Source organism: Aeribacillus sp. FSL M8-0254 (genome assembly GCF_038008845.1).
GTDB classification, from domain to species: Bacteria; Bacillota; Bacilli; order Bacillales; family Aeribacillaceae; genus Aeribacillus; species Aeribacillus composti.
Genome location: NZ_JBBOZY010000001.1, coordinates 1,266,657 through 1,285,276, shown reverse-complemented (window position 1 = coordinate 1,285,276; position 18,620 = coordinate 1,266,657). Strand labels below are relative to the sequence as shown.

19 protein-coding genes and 1 pseudogene are annotated in these 18,620 nt (G+C 42.1%); 2 read left to right on the top strand and 18 right to left on the bottom strand.

Annotated elements, in window-relative coordinates:
- Positions 1-22: 22 nt before the first annotated feature.
- The 10 genes from NSQ44_RS06255 to NSQ44_RS06210 all read right to left on the bottom strand — a co-directional run bounded on the left by NSQ44_RS06255 (position 23) and on the right by NSQ44_RS06210 (position 8,023).
- Entirely contained in the window at positions 23-472 is a 450-nt protein-coding gene (locus tag NSQ44_RS06255; protein WP_340855903.1) for an acyl-CoA thioesterase, read from the bottom strand.
- Positions 473-505: 33 nt separating this feature from the next.
- On the bottom strand, positions 506-2,089 hold the full coding sequence (locus NSQ44_RS06250; protein ID WP_094245477.1) for a benzoate-CoA ligase family protein: 1,584 nt from the start codon (positions 2,087-2,089) through the stop codon (positions 506-508).
- Positions 2,090-2,198: 109 nt separating this feature from the next.
- Complete coding sequence (locus NSQ44_RS06245; RefSeq protein WP_340855898.1) at positions 2,199-2,999, bottom strand: enoyl-CoA hydratase/isomerase family protein; 801 nt, start codon at positions 2,997-2,999, stop codon at positions 2,199-2,201.
- A 17-nt stretch (positions 3,000-3,016) separates the two neighbouring features.
- Entirely contained in the window at positions 3,017-3,802 is a 786-nt protein-coding gene (locus NSQ44_RS06240; protein WP_117017581.1) for an enoyl-CoA hydratase-related protein, read from the bottom strand.
- 9 nt (positions 3,803-3,811) lie between these two features.
- Positions 3,812-4,456 (bottom strand): Phenylacetic acid catabolic protein, encoded by a 645-nt coding sequence (locus NSQ44_RS06235; protein WP_395994395.1) that lies wholly within the window; start codon positions 4,454-4,456, stop codon positions 3,812-3,814.
- Positions 4,453-4,683 carry a hypothetical protein gene (locus tag NSQ44_RS06230; RefSeq protein ID WP_063388948.1) on the bottom strand — a complete coding sequence of 77 codons (231 nt, stop codon included), beginning with the start codon at positions 4,681-4,683 and terminating at the stop codon, positions 4,453-4,455. Before NSQ44_RS06230 ends, NSQ44_RS06235 begins: the two co-directional genes overlap by 4 nt.
- On the bottom strand, positions 4,680-5,006 hold the full coding sequence (locus tag NSQ44_RS06225) for a metal-sulfur cluster assembly factor (RefSeq protein WP_066251029.1): 327 nt from the start codon (positions 5,004-5,006) through the stop codon (positions 4,680-4,682). Before NSQ44_RS06225 ends, NSQ44_RS06230 begins: the two co-directional genes overlap by 4 nt.
- Positions 5,006-5,941, bottom strand: coding sequence for a Phenylacetic acid catabolic protein (locus tag NSQ44_RS06220; RefSeq protein WP_066251026.1), 936 nt, complete (start codon positions 5,939-5,941; stop codon positions 5,006-5,008). The genes NSQ44_RS06225 and NSQ44_RS06220 overlap by 1 nt, the downstream gene beginning before the upstream one ends.
- Before the next feature lie 209 nt (positions 5,942-6,150).
- Positions 6,151-7,125, bottom strand: a complete 975-nt coding sequence (locus tag NSQ44_RS06215; protein WP_340855888.1) for an MBL fold metallo-hydrolase — start codon at positions 7,123-7,125, stop codon at positions 6,151-6,153.
- Positions 7,126-7,147: 22 nt separating this feature from the next.
- Positions 7,148-8,023, bottom strand: coding sequence for a PaaX family transcriptional regulator (locus tag NSQ44_RS06210; RefSeq protein WP_066251023.1), 876 nt, complete (start codon positions 8,021-8,023; stop codon positions 7,148-7,150).
- Between the two features lie 337 nt (positions 8,024-8,360).
- On the opposite strand from NSQ44_RS06210, the gene NSQ44_RS06205 reads away from it, so the two are divergent.
- Positions 8,361-9,581 (top strand): IS110 family transposase, encoded by a 1,221-nt coding sequence (locus tag NSQ44_RS06205; protein ID WP_044899176.1) that lies wholly within the window; start codon positions 8,361-8,363, stop codon positions 9,579-9,581.
- A 275-nt stretch (positions 9,582-9,856) separates the two neighbouring features.
- On the opposite strand, the gene NSQ44_RS06200 is transcribed toward NSQ44_RS06205, so the two are convergent.
- From NSQ44_RS06200 to NSQ44_RS06175, 7 genes are all read right to left on the bottom strand, one after another.
- Positions 9,857-10,657, bottom strand: a complete 801-nt coding sequence (locus NSQ44_RS06200; RefSeq protein ID WP_339199470.1) for an enoyl-CoA hydratase/isomerase family protein — start codon at positions 10,655-10,657, stop codon at positions 9,857-9,859.
- Positions 10,658-10,779: 122 nt separating this feature from the next.
- Complete coding sequence (locus NSQ44_RS06195) at positions 10,780-12,255, bottom strand: aldehyde dehydrogenase family protein (protein ID WP_420534691.1); 1,476 nt, start codon at positions 12,253-12,255, stop codon at positions 10,780-10,782.
- A gap of 15 nt (positions 12,256-12,270) precedes the next feature.
- Positions 12,271-13,470 carry a thiolase family protein gene (locus NSQ44_RS06190; RefSeq protein ID WP_094245472.1) on the bottom strand — a complete coding sequence of 400 codons (1,200 nt, stop codon included), beginning with the start codon at positions 13,468-13,470 and terminating at the stop codon, positions 12,271-12,273.
- An 85-nt stretch (positions 13,471-13,555) separates the two neighbouring features.
- On the bottom strand, positions 13,556-14,281 hold the full coding sequence (locus NSQ44_RS06185; RefSeq protein WP_066251107.1) for a 3-hydroxyacyl-CoA dehydrogenase family protein: 726 nt from the start codon (positions 14,279-14,281) through the stop codon (positions 13,556-13,558).
- Positions 14,271-15,128, bottom strand: coding sequence for a 3-hydroxyacyl-CoA dehydrogenase NAD-binding domain-containing protein (locus NSQ44_RS06180; RefSeq protein WP_340855883.1), 858 nt, complete (start codon positions 15,126-15,128; stop codon positions 14,271-14,273). The genes NSQ44_RS06185 and NSQ44_RS06180 overlap by 11 nt, the downstream gene beginning before the upstream one ends.
- Positions 15,129-15,133: 5 nt before the next feature.
- On the bottom strand, positions 15,134-15,298 hold the full coding sequence (locus NSQ44_RS18985) for a PaaD-like zinc ribbon domain-containing protein (RefSeq protein WP_420534690.1): 165 nt from the start codon (positions 15,296-15,298) through the stop codon (positions 15,134-15,136).
- Positions 15,299-15,765: 467 nt separating this feature from the next.
- Entirely contained in the window at positions 15,766-17,058 is a 1,293-nt protein-coding gene (locus tag NSQ44_RS06175; protein ID WP_063389432.1) for a homocysteine synthase, read from the bottom strand.
- A 600-nt stretch (positions 17,059-17,658) separates the two neighbouring features.
- Here NSQ44_RS06175 and NSQ44_RS06170 point away from each other — a divergent pair.
- Positions 17,659-18,423, top strand: a complete 765-nt coding sequence (locus tag NSQ44_RS06170; RefSeq protein WP_094245469.1) for an IclR family transcriptional regulator — start codon at positions 17,659-17,661, stop codon at positions 18,421-18,423.
- Positions 18,424-18,509: 86 nt separating this feature from the next.
- Here the strand turns inward: NSQ44_RS06170 and NSQ44_RS06165 are convergent.
- Positions 18,510-18,608 (bottom strand): annotated as a pseudogene (locus NSQ44_RS06165) (transposase); the annotation flags it as partial.
- Positions 18,609-18,620: the final 12 nt, after the last annotated feature.

Genomic DNA, 18,620 nt, shown 5'->3' with positions numbered 1-18,620 from the left:
ATTACATTTTTTCAATGTTCATTTATGCGCTGAGCCATGGATTGATCTGAGCCCGTTCACCAAACCCGTCTTCTTGAAGCAATTTTTTCACCTCTTCAGGTATGGGCACTGCAAATTTTTTTCCGTTTTCTTCTTTCACCCACCCCCTGAGCTCATATCCGTGCCCGGTTCTTGTATCTTCACGATATACTTCATGCTTTAGTTTTATTGTTTTCCGGTTCACTTCCATTACTTCTGTTTTAATTGTGATAATGTCGTCATAATATAACGGCTGCTCAAACGTACAGCGGACATCAAGCAGCGGAAGAATGATGCTGTATTCTTTGATGAGTTTAGCCGGAGCAAGGCCGATACTTCTAAAAAATTGATGCCCTGCAATATCAAACCATTTAAAATAATTCGGATAGTATACAATGCCGGCTGCATCCGTATCTCCAAAGTTCACCCTGAGCTGAAATTCGTTTCTTTTCAAATGTACGTACTCCTTTCAATGCTATGTCTTAAACTATTGAGCTGAATTCGATTTTAATAATTCCCGAAGTTTAAAACGCTGAATTTTTCCTGTTGCTGTTTTCGGAAGTTCGTCAATAAATTCTATAATTCGCGGGTATTTGTAGTGGGCCAGCTGCTGCTTCACGAAGTTTTTTAATTCATCTTCCATTTCTTTGGAGGGCGTTCTATCTTTTAAAACAACATATGCTTTTGGAATGACAAGATTATTTTCATTTTGCACGCTGACAACTGCAGCTTCCAGTACATTTTCATGTTGAAGAAGGCAATTTTCGACTTCTACAGGCGATACCCAAATCCCGCCAACCTTCAGCATATCGTCGGAGCGCCCGCAATACCAAAAATATCCTTCTTCGTCTTTATAATATTTGTCACCTGTATGAAGCCATTCTCCGACAAATTTTTTCTTGTTTTGCTCATGAAGGTTCCAATATCCATGTGCGATGCTGTCTCCGCGAATCAACAAATCTCCCATTTCATTTGGAGGCAATTCCCTGCCCATTTCGTCGACAATTTTTGCTTCATAACCAGGAACGACTTTTCCAGAGCTTCCTGCCTTTACATCTCCAATCCGATTGGATAAAAATATGTGGAGAGCCTCTGTTGAACCAATTCCGTCTAAAATATCGACATTGTACATTTCTTTCCATTTGCGGTAAAATGCTTTCGGAAGCGCTTCTCCAGCTGATACACAAACTCTGAGCGAGCTCAAATCGAATTGTTTTCCCGTTCGCGACACATAATCAATCATCGCTCCATATAAAGTCGGAACCCCAAAGAAAATGGTCGGTTTGTACGTTTCAATCGCCTGAAACATTGCTTCCGGAGTTGCGCGTTCTTTCACTAATACAGTTGAAGCTCCTGCTCCTAAAGGAAAGTACATTCCTCCGCCAAGGCCATAGGCGAAAAACAGTTTAGATGCGGACAAGCATCGGTCTTCTTCACTTATATGCAATATTTTTTTCGCATATGTGCTGAAAGCATATTCCATATCATGCTGCAAATGGATGACGCCTTTTGGATTACCGGTGCTTCCGGAGCTGAACAGCCAAAAGGCCTGATCGTCCTTGTTCGTCATGGCTGCATCAAGCTTTTTGCTTGCCCTATTCATCAGTTGGAGGAAATTTAAATGTGTGCCTGATTGTTCGCTTTCACTGTCCGGAATGATAATGATATCCTTCAAAAAGCAAAACCGTTCTTTGTAAACTTCAATCTTTTCCCAAATATCTTCATGGATGATTAAGCCCTTTGCCCGGCTGTTGTTTAAAAAATATTCATAATCGGATGGCTTCATCATGGTGTTGACGGGAATGGGGACAGCACCAATTTTTATGGCGCCAAAAAATGAATAAATAAATTCGGGTGTATCGTGGCAAACCATTAAAAGGCGGTCTTCCAATTTATAACCGAGCTCACGGAGCATGTTGCCTGTTTGATTGACTTTCTCCTGCAATTCATTATAGTGTATGCGCTCATCGCGATAACAAATGGCTATTTTATCGCCCAAACCTTTCTCTACACTTTCATCAATGAACCGCACTGCCGCATTGTAAAGCAAACCTAATCCGCGGAGATCCATTTTTTCACCATCCTATATATCAATTTTTTGAATAGATGAAGCGGCATTGAAGCCGCCTGAAGAAGATATATATTCAGGAGGCTTGACAATATATATGAAAAGCTAACGTTTATATCCCTTTCCAATTTGGTTTTCTCTTTTCTAAAAATGCGCTTAATCCTTCTTTTGCATCCTCGGAGCGGAACAACAAGTTTTGCAGCTCTCCTTCGTAGCGGATGGCTACGTTCAATGGCATTTCCTTCCCGTTCATGATCGACAGCTTGATGTTGGAAACCGCATAGCTTGCGCTTTCAGCTATCCTTCTCGCATACTCGAGCGTCCGCTCTCTCGTTTCCGCCTGCGGGAACACTTTGTTGACGAGACCAATGTCCAGCGCTTCCTGCGGTGTCAGCGTTTCCCCTGTAATATTCATATCCAGCGCTCTCGAATACCCGATCAACCGCGCGAGCCGCTGCGTTCCTCCCGTTCCAGCCAGCACCCCAAGCGATACTTCCGGCAAGCCGATTTTTCCTGCTTCATCTCCCATGAATCGCAGATCGCAGCCTAGCGCCATTTCCAATCCTCCGCCGACTGTATGCCCTTCCAAACAGGCGATATATACTTGCGGCGAACGGGCGATTTTATCCAGCGTTTCATTACAGAACAGGCAAAACTGTGTTTTATAACGCGGATCCGCTGCTTTTAAGAAATTGATATCCGCTCCTGCCGAGAAAAATTTCGGCACATCGCTCATCAGCACGACCACTTTTATGTTTGGATCGAAGCGAAGCTCATCGATCACTGCGTTGAATTCTTGGTAAAACTCCAGTCCATAGGCATTCGTTTTATTGATGTGAAGATGGATTTCCGCCACTCCGCTGTTTTTGACCACCGTTAAATTTTTGTTAGCAGTTGTTTCAACTGTCATCATTATTCTCCTTCCATTGTTCATTTATTATTTGAAAAATCAGGTTTGCGTTTTTCTTGAAAAGCCGCCAATCCTTCTAAACGATCCGGATGATAAATCGTTTTTTGATAACAATCCCATTCCGCTATCAGACCCTTTTCCATTAGTTCTCGAGCAAAACTGTCGACAGCCTGCTTCGCTAAACGGACAGAATAAATTGAATTTTCCGAAATTTTTTCCGCTATGTTAAGCGCTTTCAATTCTGCCTCGCCAGCTTCACAAATATATTCGACAAGTCCTATTTCATAAGCTTTTTCGCCATTTATTTTTTCAGCTGTAAAAATAAGCTGCTTGGCCCTGCCGATTCCTACTAATTGCGCCAGCCGTTGAGTGCCGCCGGCTCCCGGGATTATTCCCCAAGAAACTTCCGTCAACCCGATGAGCGCCCCTTTTTCCATGACACGAATGTCACAGGCAAGAGCAAGTTCACATCCCCCTCCAAGAGCCAATCCTTTTACAGCCGCAATCGTCGGCATTGGCAAAGATGAGATATTTGTAAATGTTTTCCTGAGCAATGCGACATATTCTTCCACTTCTCGTTCGCTCATGGACTGCCTTTCTTTTAAATCCGCCCCTGCACAAAACGCTTTGCTTTCACCTCCCGTAAAAATAACTGCGCTTACATTCGAATGATCTTTTATCGTGTTTATCGCATAAGAAAGATCTTTTACTAAAAATTTGCTTAATGCGTTGGCACGTTTTGCGTTATTTAATTGAATGATAGCCACTTTGTTTTGAATTTCTAAAAGAACGCCTGATTCTGACATGAGCATCACTCACTTTGCTTGAACAAGCTGTTCCGCATTTAATTGCTGCAGCCGTTTTTCAAATTTTTCCGTGAACGAGGGAGTTTCCGGGAAATAACCTTCCTTTTTCAATTCTTCACTTTTTTCAACTTTTGCAAGCCAAGCCTTTGCTTCCTCGGCAGCCTCCCTTAATGCTTCTTGAAATCTGTAGGGGACAGCTCCTTGATCAAGAAGAAGTTGTTTTGCCCAATTTTCTGCATAGATGATATGATCGTGTTGTTCGCGGACAAGCTTTTGAATCCGTGAAGCAACCTTGGAATGACTTGTTTTTAACACCGTTTGAAAGACGATATCGATTGCGGCATTGATTGCATATAGTGAAGCAATGAGAGAAATCCAGTTTTGAACGTTTACAGCTGTTTGAAAAGCTTTTCCTGTTTGTGCTTGAATGTCAGGCTTCTTGCCTTTTACCCCTTTTAAATCAAAACACCAATTGTACAAAAGTCTTGCATGCCCCAGTTCTCCTTGAGCCATAGCTATAGCAGACAAGGTCGCTTCCAAATTTGGACCGCTTACACCAACTTCCACTAAACGGTCGCCAAGCACATATTTGTTATCCGCTATTGTCTCCAGCAATTCAATCAAAGAATGCGTTCCTTGTTCCATTACGCTCACAATGCTTCAGCTCCTTTCTCTGAAAATAGCCAATCAGGTTTTTTCACCCAATTCAGCTTGTTTCGTTCCACGACAACCATTTCGGTCCAATCCTCTTCGTCGTACGTAAACGTTGCATACACTTTTGCCAGCTCGCTGTTTTCTGCTTCTACCGTGCCTATATGCATTAAGTTGTCTCCCCGATTAATGCGGGCAAAAATATCATAGGTTATTTTTTCTGCGATCATTTTGCACTTACACCCCAATACTTTAATTTTTCCCTTCCCTCTGGGCTAAGACGGTCGACCGTCCATGGAGGATCCCATACGACATTTATGTGTACTTCCTTTACTTCTTCTTCTGCAAGAAGCCGATTTTTTATATCGCTTTCAATCCATTCCATGCAGGCGCAGGAAACGGCTGTGTATGTCATCGTCACATGCACTTCCCCGTCATTCATTTGAATGTCGTAAATGAGCCCCATATCGACAACGCTTATTGGGAATTCAGGATCCATCACCTCTTTCAGCGCCTCCCAATATTTTTTCGTATCCACAGCTTGTTTTTGCATCATACCACCTCTTTTCTCAGCTGTTCTAATTCTTTTGCCCCTTTTTGAATTCTTCCTACAAACCTTTCATTTTGCGGCCCTCTTTGTTTAAATCGTTTAATGACGTTTTCCCATGTGTCCGGCTGGTCGAACAGCCATTTTTTATTGACTGGATCAAATTTACAAGGGAATGGGACATCGAGCACATATTTTCCTTGTTCTTCATCATAATGAGCTGGAACTTTTACTCCAATTGATTCACAGAATGGAACTGCTGTCGACAGCCATTTTTGACGGAGCTCATCGTTTGTTCTTCCTTTTAAGCGGTATTCAAGCTGTGCGGATCTGGATTTTAAACGGTCTTCTACACCAAAAAATTCAAGCGCCATTAAAAACATCCAATCAACCGCTTTTTGAACTTCCTCTTGCAATTTCGGATCATTCATGGCTGTTCTCATAATGATTTCACCATTTCTAAGATGGAACAATTCTTCTTTATCAACTTTCACTAATGCGCGTTTCCATGGCCCGTAAGATGTATGCTCAAACGCATCCCCAAGCAGTGTGTAGCCGGCGCGGTCAAAGAACGCATTAAACACTCCAAGCTCAATCCAATTTGACAGTTCAAAGTCAAAGGCATAAGGGTTTTTCCATTTATTTGGGGCTCGATTGTACAATAATTCGTCTGTATCTTCGCCCAAATCTTTCAGTAGCCTGAAAGCAATATGTGCATGACCGATTTCATCCTGCATAATGGCGAGTGCTGTAATTTTGTTATTTAAAGTGGGCGCTTGATCATAAACAGTAAGGAGCGGCGGCACACTTAACAATTCTGTATCTCCGACAATAATCAACGTCTGTTTTAATGCCTTTAAATATTCCTCATTCATGTCACCGACGCCTTCAACAATAAAACCGTTTTGAATTTTTTCTTTTAAAAGGGCTGCCTGATCCATTTTTTCACCTCTTTTATATTACGTTTTTATTTATTTCGTCTGTTTAACATAATATTATTTTACAACCGCCTCTTTTGTCAAGAAAAAATAGAAAAATCAAATTTTTTTGTTAATTTAAAAAATAAAAGGTTTTTCTCCTTTCTTTCGTTCTTGTCGTTTTTACGACCGCAAAAAAAGCGCATAGCTTTTTGCTATGCACTTATCCATTATTATTTATTTTGTTTATAAAAGACAATATCGTTACGATTCTCTTTTTTAATTTGCCCTGTGAAAACTAAATACTCCAAGTGCGACAAAGTTTCTGCGATCGCAAACCGCCATTGATGCGAATTCAAGCTTTTGTGCTGGAATAAATCTTGGGCAATGTCATAGGCGGTACGGCCATCCTTCGCAAGTCGAAATATTTGATCCAAGCGCTTTTGATGATGCTGGATGATTTCTGATATTCTGTCGTCAACTCGTTCGATCAATGCCCCATGGGCAGGAAGCGCCAGGTCTACCTTCAATTGCTGTATTTTTTCAAGCGAAGATATGTAGTTTCCAAGCGGATTTTTGCTTGAACCGGGCCATATGCTAATGTTCGGAGTAATTTTATCCAAAATATGATCGGCTGCAAGCAGCAGTCTTTCTTTTCTTTGATAAAAGCAAATGTGTCCATCGCTGTGACCAGGTGTCGGTATAACTTCCCATTTTCTTTCGCCTAGAATGACCTCGTCATCCTCTAGAATCGTCAATTCCGGAAACGTTACATGCTTTGCCAAACTTCTCATACTTTCTTCAATTTCATCCGCAAGATCTTCCGGTGTACCGTTTTTTCTGCACATTTCACCAATTTGCTCCGCCTGGCTGCTGTTTTTTCCCCAAACACGCTGCGCCATGGCAAAATCTTCTTTGCTTATATAAGCTTTTGCTCCTGTTCTTTCCTGCATCCACCCTGCCAATCCGAAGTGATCAGGATGAAAATGAGTGAAATAAATCGAATGAATCTGTTCATAACGAACATTCATTTGTTTCAATACTTGCTTCCAAGCTTCAATCGCTTCGGTATTATGAAATCCAGCATCAACAAGGCTCCATCCGTCTGCATCGCGCACCATATAACAATAGATGTATTTCATCGGAAAAGGGATTGGAACCGGAATGCGATATATATTTTTCCCGATTTGTTCAATATTGACCACCATTATGCACCTACTTGCTTTTATTTTAAACAATGTCCATAAAAGGGTTGATCGCTCTGTCCCGATTCGCTTCCAATTCACAATCGGGAGCTTTTTCAAATAAAGTTTCAAAATATCGAATAGCAGGTACAGACAAAAGCTGATGTACATTGAAAAACAGCTCTCTAGCTTTTAAGCCGCTCCAGTCAGCAGGCAGCAGGTCGTTCGGAAACCCCGGGTCGATAAAGAAAAAGCTGCGATATTCATGAACAAGCTTCGTTCTCTCAATAAAACATTCTTGATCTGATAATTCATTATTCCAAATGCGTTCCTTAAAATCATCATACTTTTGCCGGTATTGATCAATGAATGATTCATACTCTTTGGCAATTTCGTCAAAATTCCATCCTCTATGAATCAACTCATGATTATCATGGGATACTACTGAACTGGAAGTAAATAAAATCACATACGGCTCGAGATGGTAATCTTTTATAAACTCCATCACCCGATCTTCAATAGGGTTTGGACTTGCCCACGTACCGTGCGAAATCAAGCCGAATCCCATGAGGCTCAGCTCTTTTCGAATTTGATTGCGAAGCTCCCTTTTTTCTTCCGGGACCGAATAGGTCAAAATTCTCCAATTCCCATCCCATTTGTAATTTCTCATTGAATAAACGCGGGCAAACCCGTCCATCATCGTTCTCTTCCCTTTATTTGTAAGAGAATAATAGCTTTTATTGCCAATTTTGCGAACTTTAAAAAAGCCTTGCTGAACCATTCTTAACGTGGCTCCCCGTATCGAAGATTCAGAAATGCCGAAATGGGACATCATTTGAATTAAGCTGCCAATCCAAACTTCTGTGCTGTAATGCTGAATGTACTCACCGAATAGTGTAAACATTAATGATCTTGGCTTCATTTTCTTACACCCGTCTTTTTCCTGAATTTTGCTTTTATTTTTATTATGCTGGATGGAATTCCATTTTTACAAGTTTTTTCTTCAAGATAGACCCCCATGCCGAAAAAAATTCGGCACCATCGGAAGGATGAAAACGAATATTGTCGAAATAACTCCTTGCAGCTGGGGTCATGAGGTCGATGCATCTATGGTACGCAAGAGTCCGAAAGATAGACGGACCCCAGTAGCCTGGTGCACCACGGAATGTCGCTCCCGAGTTGGGAAGCACGCAGGATAGAATGCTTCGTCATAGGCTACTGCACCAGCTGAAGATGAAATGAAGCAGGGAGGGAAAGCGATGAAGGTATTATATGAACGTTGTTGTGGAGTAGACGTGCATAAAAAATCCATTACCGCTTGTACCATCACCCCTGAAGGAAAAGAAATACGAACATTCGGTACCATGACCGATGAATTGCTGGAGTTTGTGAACTGGTTGAAAGAAAAAGGGGTGACGCACGTGGCGATGGAATCGACAAGCGTGTACTGGAAACCGTTGTACAATTTGCTCGAACTCGAACAAATCGAAACGCTTGTCGTCAATGCCCGGCATATTAAAGCAGTTCCTGGACGGAAGACGGATATGAAGGATGCCGAGTGGATCGCCAACTTGCTTCGCCATGGATTGTTGAAAGGAAGTTATATTCCGGACCGAGCCCAACGAGAACTGCGAGAACTCGTTCGATATCGTCGCAGTTTGATCGAAGAAAGAGCGCGGGAATTGAATCGGATTCAAAAAGTATTGGAAGGAGCGAACATCAAGTTGTCGTCCGTTGTTTCCGATATCAATGGGGCATCGGCACGAAAAATGATTCGTGCGTTGATCGAAGGGAAAAACGATCCGATGGTCATCGCTCAGCTCGCAAAAGGGAAATTGAAACAAAAAGTGGAAGAACTCCAGCGCGCATTACACGGGGTAATCGGCCCTCATCAACGGATGATGTTAGCCGAACAATGGCGGCATGTGGAATACCTAGATGAAGCGATTGCGCGATTAGATCAGGAGATCGAGGAGAGAACGCGCCCTTTTGAAGAAGCGCTGGAGCTCTTAGATACGATTCCGGGAGTCGGGCGGAAAAGTGCGGAACAAATTTTGGCGGAAATCGGAACCGATATGAGTCGCTTTGCATCAGCGAGCCATCTGGCATCGTGGGCAGGCATGGCACCAGGAAACTACGAGAGTGCGGGGAAACGGTTATCAAGCCGAACGAGGAAAGGGAACAAGAAGCTGAGAGCGTGTTTAGTAGAATGTGCCCGTGCCGCCGCGAGAAAGAAGGATACGTATTTATCCGCGAAATATCACCGCATAGCCGCAAGAAGAGGGGCGAATCGAGCGAGTATGGCAGTTGGACGAACGATATTAGAAATCATCTATTACCTGTTAACTCGGAAGGAACCGTATAAAGAATTAGGGGCAGACTATTGGGATCGTCAACGGGAAGCAAAGATCGTGCGTCAAACGGTGAAGAAATTAGAGGGGTTAGGGTACGAAGTGAAGTTAGAAAAAGTGGGTGCATAAGGGAATTAAACCATATATAAACTTTAATACCTTCCTTTGGAAATTATATTCCAAAGGCTAGGTGGGGGTTGTTTTTTGCCAAATTTTGTTTTCAGGATAGGGAGCCTTTTAATCTATTTTTTTATAAGTCTGAAGCTGTTTAAATCGACTCTGCCGATCAGAAAAAAACTGCCTCCTCCTTGAGGAAGGCATATGACTTGTCTTTAAATATCCGCATTATTTTCTGGATGAAAAAATACCGGCCGTTTATGGCCGATATGTTGCGTCCTTCTTTTTTATATCCCTTTCCAATTTGGTTTTCTCTTTTCTAAAAATGCGCTCAATCCTTCTTTTGCATCCTCGGAGCGGAACAACAAGTTTTGCAGCTCTCCTTCGTAGCGGATGGCTACGTTCAATGGCATTTCCTTCCCGTTCATGATCGACAGCTTGATGTTGGAAACCGCATAGCTTGCGCTTTCAGCTATCTTTCTCGCATACTCGAGCGTCCGCTCTCTCGTTTCCGCCTGCGGGAACACTTTGTTGACGAGACCAATGTCCAGCGCTTCCTGCGGTGTCAGCGTTTCCCCAGTTATGTTCATATCCAGCGCTCTCGAATACCCGATCAACCGCGCGAGCCGCTGCGTTCCTCCCGTTCCAGCCAGCACCCCAAGCGATACTTCCGGCAAGCCGATTTTTCCTGCTTCATCTCCCATGAATCGCAGATCGCAGCCTAGCGCCATTTCCAATCCTCCGCCGACTGTATGCCCTTCCAAACAGGCGATATATACTTGCGGCGAACGGGCGATTTTATCCAGCGTTTCATTACAGAACAGGCAAAACTGTGTTTTATAACGCGGATCCGCTGCTTTTAAGAAATTGATATCCGCTCCTGCCGAGAAAAATTTCGGCACATCACTCATCAGCACGACCACTTTTATGTTTGGATCGAAGCGAAGCTCATCGATCGCTGCGTTGAATTCTTGGTAAAACTCCAGTCCATAGGCATTCGTTTTATTGATGTGAAGATGGATTTCCGCCACTCCGCTGTTTTTGACCACCGTTAAATTTTTCTTTTCTATTGCTACTGTATCTGACATTGCAATTCCTCCTTTATTTATACGTTTAATATTTTATCGTTTCATAAACATAATATACTAAATATTCTAATAATTCAATAGAAATTATATTTTTTTTAAACGATCTTTTTTTATACATATAATTAGAGTCCAAAGAGATTTAATGGTTTGCTGCCGATATAAGAAACGACGCTTTTCGTTTCCGTGTACAAATTCAATGTTTCCAATGCCAGCTCCCGGCCAAATCCCGATTGCTTATAGCCTCCAAAAGGTGTTCCAGGAAATGCAGAAATTGGCGAATTCACCATAACAATGCCTGCCTTTATTTGTGCCGCAACACGGTGTGCCTTTCCATGATCGTTCGTCCATATAGCCGAACCTAATCCAAAAATGGAATCATTTGCTTGTCGGATCACATCTTGCTCGTCGCTGAATTTCATAACAACTACGACAGGCCCGAAAATTTCCTCTTGTGCAACTCTCATATCATTTGTGACATCCCCGATAACCGTCGGCAAATACCAATACCCTTTTTCATACTCTCCGCCTTCCGGTATTTTGCCGCCATATAAAATTTTTCCGCCCTCTTCCAACGCTAATTTCACGTAATGATCAATTGTTTGCTGATGACTTTTGGAAATGACGGCCCCCATATGCACGCCTTCATCAAACGGATTTCCTACTCGTATACGGGAAGCTTTTTCGATAAATTTTTCCATAAATTCATCATAAATGTTTTCATGAACAAACAAGCGGGATCTTGCTTCACAAGATTGTCCTGTGTTGTAAAAAATTCCATAAAGCGAACCGTTTACGGCTCCTTCCAGATCACAATCGTCAAAGACGATGTTCGGTGATTTTCCTCCTAATTCCAAAGTTACCCGTTTTAACGTTTCAGAAGCGCGCTTCATAATGTCCTTTCCGGTTTCCGTTTCGCCTGTAAACGCAACTTTGTCGATTCCAGGATGCTCCGTCATATATGGTCCGATTTCAGACCCGCTGCCTGTAATGACGTTCAGGACTCCTGCCGGAACACCTGCTTCATGGCATATTTCCGCAAGCATATAGGCTGTAATTGGAGTGTAGCTAGCAGGCTTCAAGACAACAGTGCAGCCGGCAGCCAATGCAGGCGCCACCTTCCAAGCGGCCATCATAAGCGGATAATTCCAAGGAATAATTTGACCGCATACCCCGACCGGCTCTTTAAGAGTATAGTTAAAAAAGCCGTTTGGAACTTGATTGACATCACCTTGGAGAGTTAAGCATGCAGCGGCATAAAATTCAAAATCTTCAATCGCCTGCATAATTTGACCCTTGGCAGCAGCAACGGTCTTTCCGCTGTTTAATACTTCAACGCGAACCAATTCTTCAAATCGCTCTCTCATCATTTCCGCTATACGGTTTAACAGGCGAGCTCTTTTCGCTGCCGTCATTCTCGGCCATTTGCCCGACTCAAATGCAGCACGGGCTGCCTCCACCGCTTTGTCAACGTCTTTCTTTGTTGCTTTGGCTACCGTTGCTATGACTTCGCCGGTTGCAGGATTATGCGTTTCGAATACTTCTCCGTTTGAGCTGTCTACATATTGTCCATTAATAAAAAGCTGATAGTGTTTTTTCATATTTTTCATTCCTTTCTATATTTTTTCGACAATCGTGGCGATTCCTTGCCCGACGCCTATGCACATCGTCGCGAGTCCATATCTAACGTCTCTTCTTTTCATTTCATGAACGAGAGTGGTAACAATTCTCGCCCCGCTGCAGCCAAGAGGATGACCTAAAGCAATTGCTCCACCGTTGACATTCACCTTTTCCATATCAAATCCCAGCTCCTTAATGCAGGCAATGGATTGGGATGCGAATGCTTCATTAATCTCGATTAAATCCAGTTGGCTGATAGATAAACCAGTTCTTTGCAGCACTTTTTTCGTTGCTGGAATCGGGCCAATCCCCATATAAGATGGATTCACCCCAGCGACAGCGGAGCCGACAATCCGTGCCAGCGGCTTAAAGCCAAGTCTTTCTGCTATCGATCTCTCCATGATTAAAAGTGCGGAAGCGCCGTCATTGATTCCAGAGGAATTTCCAGCGGTCACTGTTCCGTCTTGAACAAAAGCAGGCTTTAATTTATTCAGCTTTTCCAAAGTCGTATCAGGCCTCGGATGCTCATCTCTATCTACTATCGTTTCTTCCCCTTTTTTCCCTGTTATTGTCACCGGAACAATTTCATCTTGAAAACGCCCTTCTTGTATCGCTTTTCCGGCTTTTTTATGGCTTTCCAACGCAAATTCATCTTGCTCCTGCCTCGAAATTTGATAGCGCGCAGCTACATTTTCAGCCGTCTCGCCAAGACTGATCGGCGGATACATTTCCGCTAATTTATCATTGACAAGCCGCCAGCCGAGAGTTGTATCATAAAAAGTTGGCGTGTCCCTCATTCCAGAAAGCTGCGGCTTCATCATGACATATGGAGCTCTTGTCATGCTTTCGGTTCCGCCTGCAATATAGACGTCTCCCAATCCGCCTTGAATCGCCAGCGCTGCTTGATTAATTGCTTCCAGACCCGATCCGCATAAACGGTTGACGGTCACGCCTGGAACCGTTTCAGGCAAACCCGCAAGAAGCACGGCCATTCTTGCCACATTGCGATTATCTTCTCCGGCTTGATTAGCGCAGCCAAAAATTACATCCTCCACATCGGAAGGATCAATCGGATTTCGCTTGAGCAGCTCTCTTACGACGTGAGCTGCCAAATCGTCCGGGCGGACCTCTCTTAATGCCCCGTTGAACCTGCCGATCGGGGTTCGGACAGCATCAACAATCACAGCTTCTTTCATTTTCTTACCCCCATTTTGACCGTTTTTTCAGGCATTTTGATTCATTTTGAACCTTTCCCGAAGTTACCATCATCAACCGGAATTTTTAATCATATTGATAAAAGCCTCTTCCCGTTTTCTTTCCGAACCATTTGGCATACACCATCTTTTTGATAAATGGAGCAGGCCGGTAGCGGTCCTCCCCTGTTTCTTTAAACAGTCCGGCTAAAACAGCATAAACATCATCAATACCGATATGATCCGCCCAGCGAAGGGGGCCCATCGGGTAATTCGTTCCTTTCATCATTGCTTTGTCTATGTCCTCTGCACTTGCAACACCTTCTGTTAAAGCAAAAGCAGCTTCATTAATAATTAATGATAAAATTCTAGGAAATACTAATCCTACACCGTCTTCCACTACTTCGACCTCTTTTCCAACTTCTTCAAAAAACTGCTTAGCTTTCTCAACATTTTCTTTTTCGGTTTGCAAAGCCGGTGCAAGTTCGACAAGTTCACAATCTTCCCAAGGGAAAAATGCGGCAAATCCGACTAATCGTTCAGGATGTTGGAGCCAAGAAGCGGTTTCTGTTGCTGTTACACCAAGACATGTAGACAAAATGACCGTTTCCTTTGGCAATGTTTTTTCGATTTCGACCAATAGTTTTTTCTTTTGGTCGATGTCGAGATTTGTCGTTTCGATCACAATATCAAAATTTGAATGAACAGCCGATTGATCTTCGAGCTGATGGCCAGTTTCGCGCAATTGCGCTATGATCGAATCGGCTAAAGAGCCTTCTCCAGCTACTTTTACAGTGAATGATTTAGTTTTCATAGCGATAATATCCTTCACCGGCCTTTCTGCCAAGCTTACCTGACTGAACCATGCGCTGCTGCAAATAATGCGGACGAAATCTTTCCTCTCCGAAAAAACTATTGTAGACGGTTTCCGTTGTGGAAAAATTCACATCAATACCAATTAAATCTTGCAGTTCAAAAGGACCCATTTTAAAACGTCCAGCCTTTTTCATGATTCTGTCAATCTGTTCGGGCTTCGCCAAACGTTCACCTGCAATTTTCAATGCTTCATTGTAAAAAGGACGGGCAATTCTGTTTACAATAAATCCCGGTGTGTCTTCGCAAACAACCGGATCTTTATGAAGAGAAAAGACAAATTGTGCAAGCTTTTTCAACGTGTCCTCAGATGTTTTCACCCCTCTTACGACTTCTACTAAAGGCATTAGCGGAACCGGATTAAAAAAATGAAGACCTGCCACTCTTTCCCCTGTTTTGGTAACGCTTGCAATTTCAGTGACAGAAAACGATGATGTGTTGGTGGTTAAAATGGTTTGTTCTGGACAATGTTCATCCAGCGCTTGGAAAATGCCTTTTTTAATATTGATTTTTTCCGGAACTGCTTCAATCACAAGATCACACGCTTTCATCAGCGATAAATCGGTGCAAGTCTCAATTCGTGATATTGAATCTTGAAACGTTTGTTCCTCCATTTTTCCCTTTTCTACTAATCTGTTAAGGCGTTTTTTAATTTGAGTAAATGCTTTCTGAACGATCGCATCATTTAAATCATAAAGCAATACACGAAATCCATGCTGCACACACGTTTGGGCAATGCCAGAGCCCATCGTTCCGCTTCCTACAACTCCAACCGTTTGGATCGTCAAACAGACTACACCCCCTTGTTCAAATCATTTTGCCATCTTATAAATTCAAAAACGCTTTTACATTGGTTGCAGTAATATTGAGAAACGAGCTGAGCAGTGCCGAAAACAGCTATTTTCTTAACATTTGTAGAATCGCAAAAGGAACAATGCACCACATATTTGTCGGACACCGGTGTCACCTCTCTGTTATATTACGTTTTTTTTACTATCGTTTATTTAACAAAATATTAATAAAAACAACATGTTCTGTCAACGAAAAAATTAAAATGTTATTTATTTTCTGGAAATTAAAATAAAAACCCGGTTTCTCCTTAGAGATACCGGCTATAATCAACATATGTAACATTTATTCATTTTTACCTATAAATGAAACGAGAGAATTTTACAGCGAGGGGGGTTTTGACGACAGCTAAACCGCGGCAGTTTTCTTTCTAGTTTCATACTGCTATGAGCGCTGGTTTCGGGAAACGGTAATATGCAGAGGATGTCCACAAGTCCATAAAATAAAAGTAGAGAAAAACAGTCGTTTTCCTCTACTTCTTTCGATATGAAAGCAGCTGAAGGCTGCCTGCTGCTTTTCAGTGTGAAGTGGGCTTATGCCGCAATCCCTGCAAAATTTTTATCTGGCGATACGATCTTAAGCTTGGCTTGCTCGAATCGCTTGTTCCAGATCGTAAATAATGTCATCAACCGATTCCGTACCGACTGATAACCGGACAAGACCAGGTGTAACACCTGTTGCCAGCTGCTCTTCGCTCGTTAATTGCTGATGAGTCGTGCTGGCAGGATGAATAATCAACGATTTCGAATCGCCGATGTTGGCAAGGTTTGAAAATAATTGAACCGAATCGATCAGTTTTCTTCCTGCATCAACGCCGCCTTTAATTTCGAATGTCAGAATGGCTCCCTGACCTTTCGGCAAATATTTTTGTGCAAGTTCGAATGAAGGGTGATTTTTCAAGCCTGGATAGCTGACAGATTCGACCGCTTCATGCTCAAGTAAATAATTCGCAACTGCAAGCGCATTTTCACTGTGGCGCTGCATTCGCAAATGAAGCGTTTCAAGCCCTTGCAAGAATAAAAATGAATTGAATGGAGAAAGTGAAGCTCCAAGGTCTCTCAACAGCTGAATGCGCGCTTTCGTAATATAAGCAGCTTCACCAATGTCATCAGCATAAACGAGACCATGATAGCTTGGGTCCGGCTCGGTGAACTCAGGGAATTTGCCGCTTCCTTTCCAATCAAACTTGCCGCTGTCGACAATGACGCCTCCGATTGAATTTCCGTGTCCTCCAATAAATTTCGTAGCCGAATGAACAACTATATCTGCGCCGAATTCAATCGGACGGAGCAAGTAAGGGCTTGGAATTGTATTGTCAACGATAAGCGGAATTGAATGTTTATGAGCGATTGCTGCCACCGCTTCAATATCAAGCACATCCCCTCTTGGGTTTCCGATCGTCTCGGCAAATATTGCTTTTGTTTTTTCAGTAATCGCTGCTTCAAGATTTTGCGGATCCGTCGTATCGGCAAATTTTACCGTGATGCCAAACTTCGGCAAAGTATGTGTGAACAAATTATAGGTTCCGCCATATAAGCTAAATGAAGAAACAATTTCATCGCCGCTTCCAGCAATATTCAAAATCGAATAAAAAACAGCAGCTTGTCCAGATGAAAGCGCCAGCGCCCCAATTCCGCCTTCAAGCGCAGCTACACGCTTTTCAAATACATCAGTCGTTGGATTCATGATCCTTGTGTAAATATTTCCTTCTTTCTTTAAACTGAATAAATCTGCCCCATGCTGACTGTCTTCAAATACATACGAAGTCGTTTGGTAGATCGGAACAGCTCTCGACAAAGTCGTCGGATCAGGCACCTGTCCTGCATGTACAGCTAGCGTTTCGGGCTGAAGTTTTCTTTCGTTTGACATAGTTTATTTCTCCCTTCAATTCTAAACTTATATATTCGTAAAATTAAACATACTAAAATAATAGGTTTAATTATATATAAATAAAATGTACTGCTTGTTCAGCCGGATGTCAATTACTTATCAAAACTTTCAAAAATTTTTTAGACTTCTTCAGTATAGCATAAAATCTCAATTGGAAGATAAACTTTTTGGATATCATTTCATGTAATGGAATGCTTTATAAGTAACCTTTCCTCGTATTTTCATTTGATAATAATTTTCCAATCTACTTATTCTTTTTTAAAGGGAATGCAGGATGAGTAAAAGGAATAAAGAATATACTGAGAGCAGTCCGAAAATGAAATTTCTTAAATTGATGCAATAAAAAAACAGTTTGCCATCATTAAGCAAATGGCGAGGAACTTCATTTTTCTCTTCAGACTTTTTAAGAGGATTTTTCTCGCATCCCGGACAAATTTTTTATCCTTTCACACTTCATCTATTGCTAGTTTATATTTTCATTGACAAAGTCTTAGTAGTTTTTTGAAAATATAGAAAAAATTTTGTTGAAGTGGTAAAATAAGATGAAGTATGCCTATCAGTTGAAGGATGGTTTTAGCAATGACAGAAAATAAAAAACATGCACAAATTCAGTCTTTGCTTGTAGGATTCTCAATTATTGACCTGATTGCCAAAAACGGCAGTCCGATGAAATTTAACGACATTCATCATTATACTAATATAGCAAAAAGCAATTTATATAAATATTTAAATACCCTTACAAATCTCGGTGTCCTTCATCGGGATAAAGGAAGCGGCTTATACTCTTTAGGGAGCACGCTCATTCAATATGGAATGGCAGCTGTCAATCAAGAGGACCTCATTGGCAAAATCACGCCATTTTTGCATGAAATTAATGCCAAATCGAAAGAAACGACTCTCCTTGCCGTATGGACAACAAACGGCCCAATGATCGTCAAAATGATCCATAGTCATTTAGGGCTTAACTTAGGCGGACAGGTCGGAACAATCCTTCCGATCTCCTCGGCAGCCGGAAAACTTTTTGCGGCATTTAAAAACGATCCAAGTGTAAACGTTTGGAAGGAATCGGAGTTGTCAAAGCTAAGCAAACAGGCGAAAGACGAGCTAATGACAGAGTTTCAGCTTATTGCTGATCAAAAAATATCGTTTGCGCAGGAAGCTTTAGCGCCAAGCATCGCTTCTGCCGCCATTCCGATTTTTAATTTTGAGCGGGAAATTTTAGGGTCTATTATTGTTGTCGGCTTTGAAAAATCGATTCCAGACACTATCGAACATGAACTAAGCGAATATTTGCTTATAAAAGGAAAAGAAATTTCCGCCGTTTTCGGATGGAAAGAAGAATAAAAACATCCATGAGTAATTTTACTCCCCACCCATGCATGAAAATCCATCTCGGTTTCTTTTTTTCATGCCATGACTGGGCTTAATTCATATTTGGCGGCTATTTCATTGACGGTTTGCTCTTCACGCAACACCTCAAGAACCACCTTAGCTTTAAATTCTGCGGTATATCGGTTTCTTTTTTTCATGGTATCATTATA

Bases quoted from the DNA above. Each gene is read 5' to 3' on its own strand.
- NSQ44_RS06250 (WP_094245477.1), bottom strand. From the start codon at position 2,089: ATGGATCTCCGCGGATTAGGTTTGCTTTACAATGCGGCAGTGCGGTTC.
- NSQ44_RS06245 (WP_340855898.1), bottom strand. From the start codon at position 2,999: ATGATGACAGTTGAAACAACTGCTAACAAAAATTTAACGGTGGTCAAA.
- NSQ44_RS06240 (WP_117017581.1), bottom strand. From the start codon at position 3,802: ATGTCAGAATCAGGCGTTCTTTTAGAAATTCAAAACAAAGTGGCTATC.
- NSQ44_RS06230 (WP_063388948.1), bottom strand. From the start codon at position 4,683: ATGATCGCAGAAAAAATAACCTATGATATTTTTGCCCGCATTAATCGG.
- NSQ44_RS06225 (WP_066251029.1), bottom strand. From the start codon at position 5,006: ATGCAAAAACAAGCTGTGGATACGAAAAAATATTGGGAGGCGCTGAAA.
- NSQ44_RS06220 (WP_066251026.1), bottom strand. From the start codon at position 5,941: ATGGATCAGGCAGCCCTTTTAAAAGAAAAAATTCAAAACGGTTTTATT.
- NSQ44_RS06215 (WP_340855888.1), bottom strand. From the start codon at position 7,125: ATGGTGGTCAATATTGAACAAATCGGGAAAAATATATATCGCATTCCG.
- NSQ44_RS06210 (WP_066251023.1), bottom strand. From the start codon at position 8,023: ATGAAGCCAAGATCATTAATGTTTACACTATTCGGTGAGTACATTCAG.
- NSQ44_RS06205 (WP_044899176.1), top strand. From the start codon at position 8,361: ATGAAGGTATTATATGAACGTTGTTGTGGAGTAGACGTGCATAAAAAA.
- NSQ44_RS06200 (WP_339199470.1), bottom strand. From the start codon at position 10,657: ATGTCAGATACAGTAGCAATAGAAAAGAAAAATTTAACGGTGGTCAAA.
- NSQ44_RS06195 (WP_420534691.1), bottom strand. From the start codon at position 12,255: ATGAAAAAACACTATCAGCTTTTTATTAATGGACAATATGTAGACAGC.
- NSQ44_RS06190 (WP_094245472.1), bottom strand. From the start codon at position 13,470: ATGAAAGAAGCTGTGATTGTTGATGCTGTCCGAACCCCGATCGGCAGG.
- NSQ44_RS06185 (WP_066251107.1), bottom strand. From the start codon at position 14,281: ATGAAAACTAAATCATTCACTGTAAAAGTAGCTGGAGAAGGCTCTTTA.
- NSQ44_RS06175 (WP_063389432.1), bottom strand. From the start codon at position 17,058: ATGTCAAACGAAAGAAAACTTCAGCCCGAAACGCTAGCTGTACATGCA.
- NSQ44_RS06170 (WP_094245469.1), top strand. From the start codon at position 17,659: ATGACAGAAAATAAAAAACATGCACAAATTCAGTCTTTGCTTGTAGGA.